Annotated in this window: 18 protein-coding genes; 6 read left to right on the plus strand and 12 right to left on the minus strand. The window is 73.1% G+C overall.

What is annotated here, in order from left to right:
- Positions 1-9: 9 nt before the first annotated feature.
- The 3 genes from ACQB60_RS00215 to ACQB60_RS00225 are packed head-to-tail and all read right to left on the minus strand — an operon-like array spanning position 10 to position 3,004.
- A complete protein-coding gene (locus ACQB60_RS00215; RefSeq protein ID WP_496923727.1) occupies positions 10-1,305 on the minus strand; it encodes an amidohydrolase family protein in 1,296 nt (431 codons plus the stop codon).
- Positions 1,306-1,322: 17 nt separating this feature from the next.
- Complete coding sequence (locus ACQB60_RS00220; protein WP_496923728.1) at positions 1,323-2,207, minus strand: SDR family NAD(P)-dependent oxidoreductase; 885 nt, start codon at positions 2,205-2,207, stop codon at positions 1,323-1,325.
- Positions 2,207-3,004, minus strand: coding sequence for an acetoacetate decarboxylase family protein (locus tag ACQB60_RS00225; RefSeq protein ID WP_496923729.1), 798 nt, complete (start codon positions 3,002-3,004; stop codon positions 2,207-2,209). The genes ACQB60_RS00220 and ACQB60_RS00225 overlap by 1 nt, the downstream gene beginning before the upstream one ends.
- Positions 3,005-3,086: 82 nt before the next feature.
- Between ACQB60_RS00225 and ACQB60_RS00230 the strand changes: the two genes are divergently transcribed.
- From ACQB60_RS00230 to ACQB60_RS00250, 5 genes are all read left to right on the plus strand, one after another.
- Positions 3,087-3,722, plus strand: coding sequence for a TetR/AcrR family transcriptional regulator (locus ACQB60_RS00230; RefSeq protein WP_496923730.1), 636 nt, complete (start codon positions 3,087-3,089; stop codon positions 3,720-3,722).
- A 31-nt stretch (positions 3,723-3,753) separates the two neighbouring features.
- Positions 3,754-4,764, plus strand: a complete 1,011-nt coding sequence (locus ACQB60_RS00235) for a DEDDh family exonuclease (protein WP_496923731.1) — start codon at positions 3,754-3,756, stop codon at positions 4,762-4,764.
- 115 nt (positions 4,765-4,879) lie between these two features.
- On the plus strand, positions 4,880-5,113 hold the full coding sequence (locus ACQB60_RS00240; RefSeq protein WP_384839753.1) for a metallothionein: 234 nt from the start codon (positions 4,880-4,882) through the stop codon (positions 5,111-5,113).
- A 95-nt stretch (positions 5,114-5,208) separates the two neighbouring features.
- Positions 5,209-5,991, plus strand: a complete 783-nt coding sequence (locus ACQB60_RS00245) for an SURF1 family cytochrome oxidase biogenesis protein (RefSeq protein ID WP_496923732.1) — start codon at positions 5,209-5,211, stop codon at positions 5,989-5,991.
- Between the two features lie 65 nt (positions 5,992-6,056).
- Positions 6,057-6,812 (plus strand): SDR family oxidoreductase, encoded by a 756-nt coding sequence (locus ACQB60_RS00250; RefSeq protein WP_384839759.1) that lies wholly within the window; start codon positions 6,057-6,059, stop codon positions 6,810-6,812.
- Positions 6,813-6,845: 33 nt separating this feature from the next.
- On the opposite strand, the gene amaP is transcribed toward ACQB60_RS00250, so the two are convergent.
- From amaP to ACQB60_RS00275, 5 genes are all read right to left on the minus strand, one after another.
- Positions 6,846-7,424, minus strand: coding sequence for an alkaline shock response membrane anchor protein AmaP (gene amaP, locus ACQB60_RS00255; protein WP_496923733.1), 579 nt, complete (start codon positions 7,422-7,424; stop codon positions 6,846-6,848).
- 3 nt (positions 7,425-7,427) lie between these two features.
- Positions 7,428-8,120 (minus strand): DUF6286 domain-containing protein, encoded by a 693-nt coding sequence (locus ACQB60_RS00260; protein ID WP_496923734.1) that lies wholly within the window; start codon positions 8,118-8,120, stop codon positions 7,428-7,430.
- The gene (locus ACQB60_RS00265) at positions 8,117-8,461 is read right to left on the minus strand and encodes an Asp23/Gls24 family envelope stress response protein (protein WP_496923735.1); all 345 of its coding nucleotides are present in this window, start codon (positions 8,459-8,461) and stop codon (positions 8,117-8,119) included. Before ACQB60_RS00265 ends, ACQB60_RS00260 begins: the two co-directional genes overlap by 4 nt.
- Before the next feature lie 3 nt (positions 8,462-8,464).
- The gene (locus ACQB60_RS00270) at positions 8,465-8,653 is read right to left on the minus strand and encodes a hypothetical protein (protein WP_496923736.1); all 189 of its coding nucleotides are present in this window, start codon (positions 8,651-8,653) and stop codon (positions 8,465-8,467) included.
- Between the two features lie 82 nt (positions 8,654-8,735).
- A complete protein-coding gene (locus ACQB60_RS00275; protein WP_496923737.1) occupies positions 8,736-9,224 on the minus strand; it encodes an Asp23/Gls24 family envelope stress response protein in 489 nt (162 codons plus the stop codon).
- A 103-nt stretch (positions 9,225-9,327) separates the two neighbouring features.
- On the opposite strand from ACQB60_RS00275, the gene ACQB60_RS00280 reads away from it, so the two are divergent.
- On the plus strand, positions 9,328-10,077 hold the full coding sequence (locus ACQB60_RS00280) for a nucleopolyhedrovirus P10 family protein (RefSeq protein WP_496923738.1): 750 nt from the start codon (positions 9,328-9,330) through the stop codon (positions 10,075-10,077).
- 109 nt (positions 10,078-10,186) lie between these two features.
- On the opposite strand, the gene ACQB60_RS00285 is transcribed toward ACQB60_RS00280, so the two are convergent.
- The 4 genes from ACQB60_RS00285 to ACQB60_RS00300 all read right to left on the minus strand — a co-directional run bounded on the left by ACQB60_RS00285 (position 10,187) and on the right by ACQB60_RS00300 (position 14,139).
- The gene (locus ACQB60_RS00285; protein WP_496923739.1) at positions 10,187-10,966 is read right to left on the minus strand and encodes an enoyl-CoA hydratase/isomerase family protein; all 780 of its coding nucleotides are present in this window, start codon (positions 10,964-10,966) and stop codon (positions 10,187-10,189) included.
- A 114-nt stretch (positions 10,967-11,080) separates the two neighbouring features.
- Positions 11,081-11,302, minus strand: coding sequence for a helix-turn-helix domain-containing protein (locus tag ACQB60_RS00290; protein ID WP_055550175.1), 222 nt, complete (start codon positions 11,300-11,302; stop codon positions 11,081-11,083).
- 335 nt (positions 11,303-11,637) lie between these two features.
- Positions 11,638-13,236: an ABC-F family ATP-binding cassette domain-containing protein gene (locus tag ACQB60_RS00295; protein WP_496923740.1), complete on the minus strand. Its 1,599-nt coding sequence runs from the start codon at positions 13,234-13,236 to the stop codon at positions 11,638-11,640.
- Between the two features lie 114 nt (positions 13,237-13,350).
- Complete coding sequence (locus tag ACQB60_RS00300) at positions 13,351-14,139, minus strand: PQQ-binding-like beta-propeller repeat protein (RefSeq protein ID WP_496923741.1); 789 nt, start codon at positions 14,137-14,139, stop codon at positions 13,351-13,353.
- Between the last annotated feature and the right edge of the window lie 144 nt (positions 14,140-14,283).

The raw sequence follows: 14,283 nt of genomic DNA on the forward strand, positions 1-14,283 counted from the left end.
GCGTCTCGCTCATGAGGTCACCCCCAGCGTCGGGAAGTCGTGGTCGGTCAGCCAGTGGCGGCCCACCTCGCGCGAGCGGGCCCAGGACGCCTCGACGGCCGCCTGGCCCGACGCGTCCGCGTCCTGGCCGAGTTCGGCGGGGGTCGGGCCGATGCGGGCGGCCAGCGGGGCCAGCTTCTCGGTGTCGAAGCCGAAGACCTCGGCGGCGGCGAGGCCCAGCATGCGCCGGGTCTCCGCGATCGGGATGTCGTGGAACGTCTTCTTCAGCCACGCGCGCGTGTCGGGCCAGGTGCCTTCGGGGTGCGGGAAGTCGCTGCCCCAGAGGATGTTGTCGACGCCGATCTCGTAGCGCTGGGCGAGCTCGCGGCGCTTGGTGTTGGTGGCGCAGACGAAGACCTGCCGGTCCAGGTACTCGTGCGGGGCCCGCTTCAGCTCCGCGAACGGCGAGAGCTTCTTGCCGCCGTGCGCCCCCAGGTAGAGCCGGTCCATGAACCACAGGAGGTTCGGCAGCCACCAGCAACCGGATTCCGCCACCCCGAACTTGAGCCCCGGATGGCGCTCGAAGACCCCGGACCAGAGCAGGAACCACAGCGGCCGCGCGGGCCACCAGGTCACTTCGGAGACGTAGATCCCGAGGTGGTCGCCGTACTCGTGGCGCGGCGCCGCCCCGGAGTGGGTGACCAGGGGCATGGCGCACTCGGCGGCCGCGGCCCACACCGGGTCGTAACGGCGGTCGTGGTAGGGCGCCTTGTCGACCCACATGGAGGGGATCATCAGGGCGCCGAGCCCGGACTCCTTGGCCCGGTGGACCTCGGCGACGACCCGGTCGATCTCGCCGGTGACGGGCAACAGGGCGACGCCGCAGTGCCGTTCGGGGTGCTCGGACACGAACTCGGCGAGCCAGCGGTTGTGCGCCTGCGCGCCCGCCATGCCGAGCTCGGGGTCCTGGTCGCCGGAGAGGCCGAGGCCCACGCCGAAGGGCGCGGCGGTCTGGCTGTCGACGGCGTCCGCGTCGGGGAAGACGACCTCGGCGGCCACCCCGTCGCCGTCGAGCTCCTTGACGCGCTGTGCGGCGTCCCAACCGCCGCGCAAGCCCTCTTCGTTGTCGTTGAACCACTTCTCGGCGAAGGCGTCGTTGCGGATGCCGAGGCGGGTCGACTCCTCACGGCGGGCCTGCGCCTGGCCCAGGAACTCGTCGAACTGTCGGTGGAAGCGGCTGTCGAGGTAGGGCCGGTACTCCTCGGTGGGAAGCCCGGCGTGGCAGTCGGAGGAGATGATCAGGTACGGGTCGTTCTGCTCAGCCATCACACGTCCCTCAGTCCTCAGTCGAGAATGAAGCTCTCCAGGTACGCCGGGTTCTTCCGCTCCAGCATCGAGGCGGACCTGGCCTTGATCTGCCGGTCGCTGTGCTCGCTCTCGGGCAGCAGCCAGAAGCGGTCCTTCGTGATCCCCTCCGCCACGAAGTCCGCGACCTCCTCGACGGGCGTGAACGCGACCTCCTGGCCCGCCTCCTTCATCGCCGACTCCCACTGCGCGAGGCTGCGGTACGGGGTCTTGCGGGGCCGCTCCTTGGCGTACCGGTCGGGCCGGTTGCGGTGCGACTCCCACAGCCCGGTGCGCAGCATGTGGGGCCCGGGGAACAGCACGGAGGCACCCACGCGCGCGTGCTCCGCCTTCAGGTGGGCGTACAGGGACTCGGTCATCGTCACGACGGCCGCCTTGGTGACCGCGTACACGGAGGCGGTGGGCAGCGGGGCGATGCCGCCGTCGCTGGAGGACGTGTTGACGACGTGGCCGGGCTCGCCGCCCTCGATCATGCGGGGCAGGAACGCCTGGATGCCGTGGAAGACGCCCCACACGTTGACCTCGAACGCCCACTTCCAGTCGTTGGGTTCGTGCTGCCACATGCGGCCCTCGGCGCCCGAGCCGACGCCCGCGTTGTTGCAGAGCACGTGCACGGCGCCGAACTTCTCGTACGCCGCGTCGGCGAGGTCCAGCACCTGCTGCCGGTCGCCGACGTCGACCACGCGCGCGTGCACCTCGGCCCCGTCCTCGCGGAGCCCGGCGGCGGCCTTCTCCAGGGCGCTCTCCTCGACGTCCGCGAGCACGACCCGCATGCCCTCCGCCGCGAACCGCCGCACCAGGGCGAGCCCGATGCCGCCTGCCGCTCCGGTGACGACGGCGACCTGTCCGGCCTCGAGCCGCATCAGACGCTCCCCTCGGGCGGCCCGTCGAGGATCTGCTGCGGGTCGTCGTAGCGCTGGTGGATGTAGGGCAACAGCGCCTGTGCGCTGACCCGTTCGACGACCTTGCCCTTCTGGTCGGTGGTCTTCTCGCCGATGGTGATCTCGACGACGGTCCGGACAGGCAGGTCGGCGATCGGGTCGTACATGGACTCGCGCAGCACGACGTCGCCGGTGATCTGCTCCAGCTTGCGGACCTTCTCGTTGCGCACGCAGTGCACCAGGACCGGGTCCGCGTCGAAGCCCGAACCGTCCACCGCGGGCAGGAACTTGAAGTAGAAGTCGGTCTTCTGGGCGGGCTCGGGCAGCGGCAGCGGGCCGCTGACGGCGCCGCGCACCTCCACGAAGGCGATGCCGTGCCGGGCGAGCGCCGCCCGCACCACGAGCCCGTCGCGCTCCACCTCGACCTCGCCGAGCTTCTTCGGCTCGCCGAAGACCTCGCGGCCGCCGATCAGGGCCCGCTCATGGGTCATCGGCATCACGAGCGGATACCAGCCCTCGACACCGCCGTGCTCGGCGGCGACGGCGACCGAACCCGCGCCCAGGGGGTAGCCGGGCAGGTCGACCTTGCTGATGTTGGCCCGCACCAGGGGGCGTGCGGTGGGCTTGAGCGGCGGCGGCAGGACGGCCGCCACCGCGTCCGGGTCGCTCTCCCAGACGGCGACGACGCCGGTGGACCAGATGTCGGGAAGCTTCGAACTCGCGGTGCGCGCGGCGGCGATCTCCGCCTCGGTCCGCGCCCCGTACCGTACGCGTGCCATGTCGTACCACCCTTCGTCTGCGCGGAGTCGACTCCGCTACCGGGACTTGCGGGGGTTCTGTAACACAGTTACAACAGGACTCGTGAAGGGTAAAGAGACGCGTACACATCTGGACCGGGAGCAGGTCCTCGAGGCCGCCGCGGCCCTCGTGAAACAGCACGGTCCGCAGTCCCTGACGATGCGTAAGCTCGCCGCCGAGCTCGGCACCGCCGTGACCTCGATCTACTGGCACGTCGGCAACCGCGAGTCGCTCCTGGACGCCCTCGTCCTGCGCACCGTCGCCGACCTCGGCGAGATCCGCGCCACCGGCACCACCCCCGCCCGCCGCATCGTCTCGGTGGCCCGCGCCCTGCGCCGCCAGCTGCGCACCCACCCGCACCTGGTGGCGATGGTCCACGAACGCGGCCTCACCGAGCGGATGTTCCTGCCCGCCCAGCAGGTCCTGGTGCACGAGGTGCACGCGGCGGGCCTGCGCGGCGCCCGGGCCGCGGCCGTCGTACGGGCCGTCCAGGTGCACGTCGTCGGGCACGTCCTGGTCGAGCGGAACCGCGAACGGGCCCCGGTGCAGCGCCCCGGCGAGGAGGAGCTGTGGACGCCCGAGACCGCCGAGCACGACCCGGAGCTCGCCCGCGCGCTGGCCCGCCCCGTCGATCCGGAGGCGCTGTTCACGACATCCGTGCGCGCGCTTGTGGCCGGACTGCTCGGACCGGGGAGCTGACTGTCGGTCGTGGCCCGTATCCTCATGGACCATGCTCGAAGACCGCACGACCGCAGCGTCCGCAGCCCCCTGGCCGGCCGCGTACCCATCGGGGTACGCGGTCGTCGACGTGGAGACCACCGGCCTCGCCAGGGACGACCGGATAGTGTCGGCCGCCGTCTACCGAGTCGACGCCCGGGGCGAGATCGAGGACCACTGGTACACACTGGTCAACCCGCAGCGCGATCCCGGCCCGGTGTGGATCCACGGCCTGACGACCGCGATGCTCACGGACGCGCCCCTGTTCGGCGACGTCGCCGAGGAGTTCGCCGCCCGCCTGGACGGCCGCGTCCTCGTCGCGCACAACGCGGTCTTCGACTGGTCGATGATCGCCCGGGAGTACGCGCGCGCGGAGCGCACCGCCCCGGTCCGCCAGCGCCTGTGCACGATCGCGCTCTCCAAGGAGCTCGGCCTGCCGCTGCCCAACCACAAGCTGGAGTCGCTCGCCGCCCACTTCGGAGTGGAGCAGCGGCACGCGCACAACGCCCTGGACGACGCACGCGTGCTCGCCGAGGCGTTCCGGCCGAGCCTGCGCGCGGCCGCCGCGGGCAACGTCCGCCTGCCCCTGCTCGAGTGCCGTCCGCTCACGGAGTGGTCGGACTCGGGCCCCCGCATCGTCCGCCAGCCCTCCGGTCCCGCCGCCGGGAACCCCGCGTACTCCTCGTACCGCCAGGGCAGTTGGCGCCCCTCCCGCAAGCGCCCGCCGTGCCCGTATCCGAACCCGGGCCGGTACGAGCCGGGCAGCCCCCTGAAGCAGGGCATGCGCGTGGCCTTCTCCGGGGACACCTCGGTCGACCGCGAGCTCCTGGAGGACCGGGCGGTGGAGGCCGGCCTGCACATCGCCACCAGCGTCTCCCGGCTCACCAGCCTCCTGGTGACGAACGACCCGGACTCGGGCACCTCCAAGACCACGAAGGCCCGCGGCTTCGGCACCCCGGTCATCGACGAGGCGGCCTTCGGCCAGCTCCTCCAGGACGTCGCACCGGCGGACAAGAAGAGCTAGCGCGCCGAGGAGAGCCGGAGACCGGCCCGCGCGCGGGCGTTCAGACGGGTGATTGTCGGGCGGGCTCCCGCCTGCCCGCTCGCTTGCGCGCGCCGGGCGCCCCACTCTGTGGCGCATGGCACGTTGCGAGGTCTGCGGAAACGACTACGGCATGTCCTTCGAGGTGCACGCGCAGGGCGCGGTGCACGTCTTCGACTGCTTCTCCTGCGCCATCCACCGCATGGCGCCCATCTGTGAGCACTGCCGCTGCCGGATCATCGGCCAGGGCGTCGAGGTCGAGGGCCACTGGTACTGCGGCGGGCACTGCTCGCGCGCGGAGGGGCGGGTGGGCATCGTCGACAAGGTGTGAGCCGAAGACCGCCCGAACTGCCCGAACTGTCCAGGCCGAGCCCCCGACGGGACCCTCCCGTCGGGGGCTTCACGCGCGGGGGGTACCGTCGAGCCGTGTACCGCTTCCTGTTGTCCCGGCAGTGGGTGATCCTCACCCTCATCGCTCTCGTGCTCATCCCCGTGATGATCGAGCTGGGCTTCTGGCAGCTGCACCGCCACGAGCACCGCGTCGCCCAGAACAAGCTGATCTCCGACGCGCTCGCGGCCGAGCCCGTCCCGGCCGAGCAGCTCACCTCGCCCGGCCACGCCGTCTCCCGCTCGGAGCTGTACCGCCGCGTCACCGCGACCGGCACCTTCGACACGAAGCACGAGGTCGTGGTGCGGCGCCGCACCAACTCCGACGACCAGGTCGGCGCGCACGTCCTGACCCCCTTCGTCCTCAAGGACGGCAAGGTCCTGCTCGTGAACCGCGGCTGGGTCGAGGCCAACGGCCCGCAGACCGCGTTCCCGAAGGTCCCCGCCCCGCCGAAGGGCGAGATCACGGTCACCGGTCGCCTCATGGCCGACGAGACCTCCGCCGAGAGCGGCATCAAGAACGTCAAGGGACTGCCGGACCGTCAGATCATGCTGATCAGCAGCGGTCAGCAGGCGCAGGCCCTCGGCAAGCAGGTCCTCGGCGGCTACATCGAGCAGACCGCGCCCGAGGCGGACTCCCCCGAGCTGATCGGCGAGCCCAACCACAGCGACATCGGCCCGCACATGGCGTACGCGGTGCAGTGGTGGCTGTTCGCGGCCGGTGTCCCGGCGGGCTGGGTGGTCCTCGTCCGCCGCGAACGCCGCGACCGCGCCCAGGCCGCGGCGAACGAGACCCCCGAGGCGACGCCCGCCGCGGTGTGACGCGGACCGGGGTCTGACGCGGACCGGGGTGTGACGCGGCCGGGGTCAGGCGGCAGGATGGGGCCATGGATCTTGGACTGAAGGACCGTGTCTATGTCGTCACCGGGGCCACCCGCGGCCTCGGCAACGCCGCCGCCCGCGAGCTGGTCGCCGACGGCGCGAAGGTCGTCATCACCGGGCGCAGCGAGGAGTCCGTGACCGCCGCCGCCGAGGAGCTCGGCCCGAACGCGGTCGGGGTCGCCGCCGACAACGCGGACCCGGCCGTCGCGAGCCGTCTCGTGGCCGCGGCCCGCGAGCACTTCGGCGGCTTCGACGGCGTACTGATCAGCGTCGGCGGCCCCGCCCCAGGCTTCGCCGCCGACAACACCGACGAGCAGTGGCAGACGGCCTTCGAGTCCGTCTTCCTCGGCGCCGTCCGCCTCGCGCGCACCGCCGCCGCCGAACTCGGCGAGGGCGGCGTCATCGGCTTCGTCCTGTCCGGCTCCGTGCACGAGCCGATCCCGGGCCTGACCATCTCGAACGGGCTGCGCCCCGGTCTCGCCGGCTTCGCCAAGTCCCTCGCCGACGAGCTGGGCCCGCGCGGCATCCGCGTGCTCGGGCTGCTCCCGGCCCGCATCGACACGGACCGGGTGCGCCAGCTGGACGGCCTGTCCGCCGACCCGGAGGCGACCCGCGCCGGCCACGAGTCCCGCATCCCGCTGCGCCGCTACGGCACGCCGGAGGAGTTCGGCCGCACGGCCGCGTTCCTGCTGTCGCCCGCGGCCTCGTACCTGACGGGCATCATGCTGCCGGTCGACGGCGGCTTCCGGCACGGCTTCTAGCGCCCCGCGACGTCCGGAGCCCGTGCGGAACGCTCAACTCACCCGCTCCGCCCGGTGCTTGACCGCGCGGAGCCGGACCGTCGCGGGCAGCCGGTCGAGGCCCGCCGAGTCGCGGGCGTGCTCCAGGGCCTGGGAGGACAGCTGGTGCAGCGCGTCGCCGGGGGCGGCATGGGGCTCCAGGACGAGCCCCACCCGCGCCTGCGGCGCGTTCCGCCGCCCGGTGAGCGCGACCTGGGCGCGCTCCACCCCGTCGAGGGCCTCGGCCTCCCCCGTCAGTACGTTCTCCAGGGCCCGCCCCCGCAGCAGCGCGCCCTCCCCGTCGCCCGTCTCCACCAGGACCTCCGCGAGGCGGCGGCGCCGCAGCTGGGCCGAGAGCCACCACACGGCGAGCAGCACACAGACCGCGAGCACCGCGATGACCGTGGGCCACCACCAGCCGTCGCCGCGCCAGCGGGCCCGGTCGGCATCGCTGAGCAGCACGTCGTGCCGCCCGTCGTGGACCCACCAGGAGGGCGGCTTCAGGCCGAGGCCGATGGCGAGCACCGAGCCGCCGGCCACCACGAGGACGAGCCCGACGAGCCCGAGGACCACCCGGTTGACCGTGCTCAGCATGGCTCAGTCCCTTCTGCCCGGCCGGGCGACCCGCACCGAGAGCGCGGGCCCCCGGGTCAGGCCGAGGTCCCGGATGCCGTCGGCGAGTGTGGTGTCCAAGTCGGCCCGCACGTCGTCGAGTTCACGGAAGTGCGCGTAGGCGCGGACGTCGACCTTGGAGCGGGTCATGCGGACCCGCACGGACTGCACGCCCGAGACGTCCATGGCCCGGTCCCGCAGGACCATCGCGGCCGCCGCCCGGTGCAGCCCCGCCCGCACGTCGGCGTGGGTGCGGCGCATCGGGAGCACGGCGCGCAGTCCGGGCGTCGCGGCGAGGACGATCAGCCACACCCCGAGGAGGGCGGCGACGGCGGCCCCGGCGAGCACCGGGGCGCCGTCGAGGTGCCGTTCGGCGAGCTCTCGGGCGAGGGCGCGGCGCCAGTGCATGGCGGGGTGCCCGGCCCGCACCGCCACGACGTCGTACAGCAGCAGCCCGGCCCCGCCGAGGATCACCAGGGCGAGCAGGACCGCGGGGGTGCGCCGCTGCGACCAGAAGCGCTCGGCCCTGCCCTCCTCGGCCAGCGTGGGCGGCGCCTTGTAGGCGGCCGCGGACAGCGACTGGTCGGCCGGGTCGGGGTCGGGCCCGCCCGCCTTCTCAAGCACCGGTACGGGCTGGGTGTTCCCGTTCCCGCCCAAGGTGCCCTCGGGGTCGCTCATCGTGTCCTCCCCTGTGCCGCGCCGCGCACGTGTGCCGAGTGCAGCCGCTCCACCTGGACGGTCACCTCGGGCACCTCCATCCCCGCCAACGCCTTTACCCGCTGGGCGACTTGGCGACGCACGGAGCCGCACTGGGCGCCGATGTCGGAGGGGTAGTCGAGTTCGAGACTGATCCGGACGCGGGCCACCTCGTGGTGCACGGTGACCGTGGCGTGCGGCGCGGAGCCGCCCTCGGGCACCGTGTCCAGGGCCTCGCGCGCCGCGTGCGCGGCGATCTTCGCCACGACCCGGTCGGCGATCCGGGTCGCGCCGCGCTCTCCCGGTGCGACCTGGGGCGGCACCGGTCACCGCCGCCGGTCGTCGCCGCGGCTGCGGAAGAAGTCGCCGGGCTCCAGGTCCCCTTCCAGGAACCGGCCCGCGACGAAGCCGATGGCGCCGAGCGCCGCCACCAGGAGGAAGGCCCCGAACCCGCCGAAGTACCCGGCGAAGCCGAGGGCCATCCCCGCCACCATGCCGATCACGGCCATGCTCATCGTGCGCTCCTTCGCTGCTGAGCGAGTACGCGACCGTACCGGGCGGGACCCCGGGGGTGCCGGGGTCCCGTACGGAACGGTCCTACTGGAGCCGGCCCTGAGGTTCGTCGTCTTCCTCGTCCGGCAGCTTCACATCGCTCACCGCGATGTTGACCTCGACGACCTCGAGCCCGGTCATGCGCTCGACGGCCGCGATGACGTTCTCTCGCACCGCGCGCGCGACATCGGCGATCGACACGCCGTACTCGACGACGACCTCCAGGTCGAGCGCCGTCTGGACCTCACCGACCTCGGCCTTCACGCCCCGCGACACCGAGGACTTCGATCCTCCCGGCACCCGGTCCCGCACGGCCCCGAAGGTCCGGGCGAAGCCGCCGCCCATGGCGTGCACGCCGACCACGTCGCGGGCGGCGAGCCCGGCGATCTTCTCGACGACGCCGTCCGCGATGGTGGTGCGCCCCCGGGTGGCGGGGTCGCCGCCGCCGCGCCTGGTGGCGGAAGGGGCCTTGACCGCGGCCTCGTTCCGCGACTCCTGCTCAGTCGTCAGGCTCTTCTGTCCGGTGTCGGTCATCGCCTGTCGTCCCTTTCGGAGGGGGATCTGCGGATTCTGCTCCTTCGCCCCACACTAAGCGCGGCCGGGCGCAAGCGCGCCGGGGATGCGGCAGGCTGGAGCAATGACGGCTGACGGATGGACCGTGGCGGTACGTGAACAGCTCGGCCTGGGGCGGCTGCTGCCCCTCGGCGGGGCGGGGGACGGCGCGTGGATCGCGGAGTCCGCGGCGGGCGGGGTGCTGCGCCAAGCGGCGCAGCACCTGGCCGGCGTACGTCTCGGCGTGCTCCGCCTCGGCCCCGTGGACCCGGAGGGCACAGAGAGCTCGGCGGTACCCCCACCGCCGAGCGCACTGCCGGTGGGGGCGCTGCGGATCACCGCGGACTTCTCGGCGTCGGCGAGCGAACCGCTCCCGACGGCGGCGGAGCGGCTCCGCGCGGCACTGGCCACGACCGCGGCGGACGGGCTCGGGCTCGACGTGACCGAGGTCGACCTGCGGGTGACGGGGCTGCTCGACGCGGACGAGCCCGCTGAGGCGTACGAGGGCGGGGACCCGGCCGACGTACGAGAGACGGAGAAGGAAGCGGAGGCACCGGCCCCCGAGGGGGACGAGGACCGGGCGGGGCAGGCCGCCCTCGCCGTGCCGGGCGTGACCCGGCTGACCGGGACCCTCGGCGGCCTCGGCCGGGCGGTGCGCCTGGAGGAGCGCGCGGCGCCGGGCGCGCTGGCCGCGCGGCATGTGCGGGTGGAGATCGCGGTGGACCGGGCCCACCGCGCTCTCGATGTGGCGCTCGAGGTCCGGCGGCACGTCGCCGACGCGCTGCCGGACCACCCGTCGGTGGCCGTGGTGATCACGGCAACCGACGCGCCCTGAAGGGGCGCGGGGCTCTGACATGTGCGGCTCCGCCGCGTGAGCGCGACCAGCCACAGCGGACCCGCAGTCGAAGAAGGACCTACGGCCAGGGCACCCCGTGCGAGGGCGTCTACTCCCCGAGACCGGCCAGGTCTCGCAGACGGCGCCCCTGCGCGGCCCGCTCGGCCACCCGCTGTTCCTCGGCCGAACGGCCCGCCGCACCCTGCAGCAGCACCTTCGTCTCGATGACGGCGTCCCGGGGCGCGGCAAGGAGCGCCGCCGCCAAGTCCCGTGCGGCGCCGTCGAGTTGGTCGCCGGGCACGACGAGGTTGGCGAGGCCCACCCGCTCGGCCTCGTCCGCGTGCACGAAGCGGCCCGTGGCGCAGATCTCCAGGGCGCGGGCGTAGCCGACCAGGTTCACCAGCGGATGTGTGCCGGTGAGGTCGGGCACCAGGCCCAGGCTGGTCTCGCGCATGGCGAACTGCGCGTCGTCGGCGACGATCCGCAGATCACACGCGAGGGCAAGCTGGAAGCCCGCACCGATCGCATGGCCCTGGACGGCGGCGATGGACACGATGTCGCCGCGCCGCCACCAGGTGAACGCCTCCTGGTACTCGGCGATCGTGGCGTCCAGGACGCCGTCGTCGCCTCGTGCCAGGTCGATGAAGGACGGCTCGCCGTCGAAACCTTCGGGCGTGAACGCCTGTCGGTCGAGTCCGGCGGAGAAGGACTTGCCCTCACCACGCAGCACCACGACCCGGACGCTGCCCGGCAACAGCTGTCCCGCCTCGGCCAACGCCCTCCACAGCGCGGGAGATTGGGCGTTCCGCTTGGCCGGATTGGTCAGCGTCACCGTGGCGACGGCCTCGTCGATGGTGAGGCGTACGCCGTCCTTGTCGAGTACAGCCATGGGTGGCCTCCGATGGTGTGCGGTCGGACCGGACGCACGAGCGCCCGTAAGTGACTGCACAGTAACCACCCGGTCGACCGGCTGATCGACCGGGTGGCCACCATCGGACCACCGTCAGCCGGCAGCGGCCTTCTTGCCCCGCGTCGCCCCGCCGCGTCCCCGCAGCGTGACTCCCGACTCGCTGAGCATCCGGTGCACAAAGCCATAGCTGCGGCCGGTCTCCTCGGCCAACGCCCGGATGCTCGCACCGCCGTCGTACTTCTTCTTCAGGTCTGCCGCGAGCTTGTCGCGCGCGGCGCCGGTTACCCGGCTGCCCTTCTTCAGAGTCTCGGCCACCCGTGCCTCCTCATGGGAAGTGCGCTCTGGACTTCTCATGATCACCCCTCCCGGGCTTCCTGGCCACCCATTCGGCAAGGTCCGTGGGACCGGGTTTCCCGCACCAGAAGGCGCCCGCACGAGCGGAATGAACGATTCCGCGATCCCCGGCCGATACGGCCGTTCGGGTAGCGCGGAGAACCGGCAGGTCAGCGCGGCGGCAGCCGCCCAGGCGGCCGCATGCCCGGCGGGGCGGCGAAATCCGTGTACACCACACCGCGGTACGAGGAGACCTCACACAGATGAAGGATCACGGCTCGGCCGAATGATCCATACGCAGTGGATCAATGGTTCGATCAAGCGAGGGCGACGAGGTCCGCGTAGTCCGCGCCCCACAGGTCCTCGACGCCGTCGGGCAGCAGAATGATCCGCTCCGGCTGCAGCGCCTCCACCGCGCCCTCGTCGTGGGTGACGAGGACGACGGCTCCCTTGTAGGTGCGCAGGGCGCCGAGGATCTCCTCGCGGCTGGCCGGGTCGAGGTTGTTCGTGGGCTCGTCCAGGAGCAGGACGTTGGCCGAGGAGACGACCAGGGTCGCGAGCGCGAGCCGGGTCTTCTCGCCGCCGGAGAGCACTCCCGCGGGCTTGTCCACGTCGTCGCCGGAGAAGAGGAAGGAGCCGAGGGTCTTGCGGACCTCGACGAGGTCCAGGTCGGGGGCGGCGGAGCGCATGTTCTCCAGGACCGTGCGCTCCGGGTCGAGGGTCTCGTGCTCCTGCGCGTAGTAGCCGAGCTTGAGGCCGTGGCCCTCGATGACCTGGCCGGTGTCGGGCTTCTCGGCGCCGCCGAGGAGCCGGAGCAGGGTGGTCTTGCCCGCGCCGTTGAGCCCGAGGATGACGACGCGCGAGCCCTTGTCGATGGCCAGGTCGACGTCCGTGAAGATCTCCAGGGAGCCGTACGACTTCGACAGGCCCTCGGCCATGAGCGGCGTCTTGCCGCAGGGCGAGGGCTCGGGGAAGCGCAGCTTGGCGACCTTGTCGCTCTGGCGCACCTCCTCCAGGCCCGCGAGGAGCTTGTCGGCGCGCTTGGCCATGTTCTGGGCGGCGACGGTCTTGGTGGCCTTGGCGCGCATCTTGTCGGCCTGCGAGTGCAGGGCGGCGGCCTTCTTCTCCGCGTTCTGGCGCTCGCGCTTGCGGCGCTTCTCGTCGGACTCGCGCTGCTGCTGGTAGAGCTTCCAGCCCATGTTGTAGACGTCGATCGCGGAGCGGTTGGCGTCCAGGTAGAAGACCTTGTTCACGACCGTCTCGACCAGTTCGACGTCGTGGGAGATCACGATGAAGCCGCCGCGGTACGTCTTCAGGTAGTCGCGCAGCCAGACGATCGAGTCGGCGTCGAGGTGGTTCGTCGGCTCGTCCAGGAGGAGCGTGTCCGCGTCCGAGAAGAGGATGCGGGCCAGCTCGATGCGGCGGCGCTGACCGCCGGAGAGGGTGTGCAGGGGCTGGCCGAGCACCCGGTCGGGGAGGTTGAGCGCGGCGGCGATGGTGGCGGCCTCCGCCTCGGCCGCGTACCCGCCCTTGGTGAGGAACTCCGTCTCCTGGCGCTCGTACTGCTTGAGGGCCTTCTCGCGGGTGGCGCCCGAGCCGTTCGCGATGCGCTGCTCGTTCTCGCGCATCTTGCGGATCAGGACGTCGAGTCCGCGCGCGGAGAGGATGCGGTCGCGGGCCAGCACGTCCAGGTCACCGGTGCGCGGGTCCTGCGGGAGGTAGCCGACCTCACCGGAGCGGGAGATGGTGCCCCCGGCCGGGATGCCCTCGCCGGCGAGGCACTTGGTGAGCGTGGTCTTGCCCGCTCCATTGCGGCCGACGAGGCCGATGCGGTCGCCCTTGGCGATACGGAAGCTCGCGTTCTCGATGAGGATGCGGGCGCCGGCGCGCAGCTCGATACCGGAGGCGGTGATCACGGGACAGACTCCTGGGCAGTGGAAGGACGGCGGGTGAGGGTCACGGAGGGCGGTGCCGCGCACGGCTGCCGCCGGCGCCGTCTAGTGCAGGAGGAGAATGGCCATGCGGCAATTCTAACGGGGCGGTGCAACCACTTTTTCAGGGCCGCCCCGCCCGGCGCCCGGCCCGCCGGGAAGCTCGTTGCCGAGCGGGGTGCGGTGGGGCGCGATCCGGCCAAGGCCGTCCACCGCGACCAGTTGGGACGTCCAGGGGGCCGTGCCGTCGCCGCAGGGCTGGGCGAGGAGGAGCGCGCCGCGGTGGTGAGCCGCGCGGGCGGGTTCGAAGGCGCAGCCGCGGCGGGCGGGCAGCGTCCAGCGCAGGTCGCCGTCGGCGGTGCGGTAGGCGGCGATGCGCCGCGGGGTGACGACGGCCAGCATGCGGGCGTCCGGGTCGAGCGGCTGCAGGACACCGGCGGCGCCCCGGGCGGCGGGGGTGCGCAGCCAGGGGGCGGTGGCCGGGACGGCGCGGTGCCAGCGGACCGCGGCGCCGGTGCGCTCGGTGTCGGTGATCAGTCCGTCGTCCCAGAGCGCGATGGCGTGCCCCGGCACCGGGAGCAGTGAGAGGGGGCGGTGCCCCGCGCGCGTGTACGTCCAGCGGGCGCGGCCGGTGCGCGGGTCGTACGCCTCGACGGAGCGGCTCCCGGCGCGCAGGCCGGGCCCGGTCTCGGCGGCCACGCGCGCGTGGACGGTGAGGTGGTCTCCGTAGGGGGCGGGCCGGGAGAGGTGGGCCGCGGTGATGAGCGGGAGGGCGAGGACGGCGAGGGCCACGGGCAGCGCGAGGCGGGTGCCCCGGCCCAGCGAGGGCGGTCCGGGCATCGGCGCAGCGGGCTCGGCGGGCGTCGGCGCAGCGGGCTCAGCGGGCATCGGGCCCCCCTTCGGTACCACTCACGGCCCAGGATCAGGCGGAGCGTAGCCGCGGGCCGGTTCGCGGCACGGACCTCGGCGCCGCGACACGGCGCGGGGCGCGGTGCGCGTCCCCCGTTCGGACCCCCGCCCGGGGCCAGGCAC

Origin of the sequence: Streptomyces odontotermitis, from assembly GCF_050510915.1 — a bacterium.
Lineage (GTDB): Bacteria > Actinomycetota > Actinomycetes > Streptomycetales > Streptomycetaceae > Streptomyces.

What these genes read in the sequence shown, in the direction of transcription:
- ACQB60_RS00215 (WP_496923727.1), bottom strand. Translation starts at nt 1,305, where the DNA reads ATGGCTGAGCAGAACGACCCGTACCTGATCATCTCCTCCGACTGCCAC.
- ACQB60_RS00220 (WP_496923728.1), bottom strand. Translation starts at nt 2,207, where the DNA reads ATGCGGCTCGAGGCCGGACAGGTCGCCGTCGTCACCGGAGCGGCAGGC.
- ACQB60_RS00225 (WP_496923729.1), bottom strand. Translation starts at nt 3,004, where the DNA reads ATGGCACGCGTACGGTACGGGGCGCGGACCGAGGCGGAGATCGCCGCC.
- ACQB60_RS00235 (WP_496923731.1), top strand. Translation starts at nt 3,754, where the DNA reads ATGCTCGAAGACCGCACGACCGCAGCGTCCGCAGCCCCCTGGCCGGCC.
- ACQB60_RS00240 (WP_384839753.1), top strand. Translation starts at nt 4,880, where the DNA reads ATGGCACGTTGCGAGGTCTGCGGAAACGACTACGGCATGTCCTTCGAG.
- ACQB60_RS00250 (WP_384839759.1), top strand. Translation starts at nt 6,057, where the DNA reads ATGGATCTTGGACTGAAGGACCGTGTCTATGTCGTCACCGGGGCCACC.
- amaP (WP_496923733.1), bottom strand. Translation starts at nt 7,424, where the DNA reads ATGCTGAGCACGGTCAACCGGGTGGTCCTCGGGCTCGTCGGGCTCGTC.
- ACQB60_RS00260 (WP_496923734.1), bottom strand. Translation starts at nt 8,120, where the DNA reads ATGAGCGACCCCGAGGGCACCTTGGGCGGGAACGGGAACACCCAGCCC.
- ACQB60_RS00270 (WP_496923736.1), bottom strand. Translation starts at nt 8,653, where the DNA reads ATGAGCATGGCCGTGATCGGCATGGTGGCGGGGATGGCCCTCGGCTTC.
- ACQB60_RS00275 (WP_496923737.1), bottom strand. Translation starts at nt 9,224, where the DNA reads ATGACCGACACCGGACAGAAGAGCCTGACGACTGAGCAGGAGTCGCGG.
- ACQB60_RS00280 (WP_496923738.1), top strand. Translation starts at nt 9,328, where the DNA reads ATGACGGCTGACGGATGGACCGTGGCGGTACGTGAACAGCTCGGCCTG.
- ACQB60_RS00285 (WP_496923739.1), bottom strand. Translation starts at nt 10,966, where the DNA reads ATGGCTGTACTCGACAAGGACGGCGTACGCCTCACCATCGACGAGGCC.
- ACQB60_RS00300 (WP_496923741.1), bottom strand. Translation starts at nt 14,139, where the DNA reads ATGCCCGCTGAGCCCGCTGCGCCGACGCCCGCCGAGCCCGCTGCGCCG.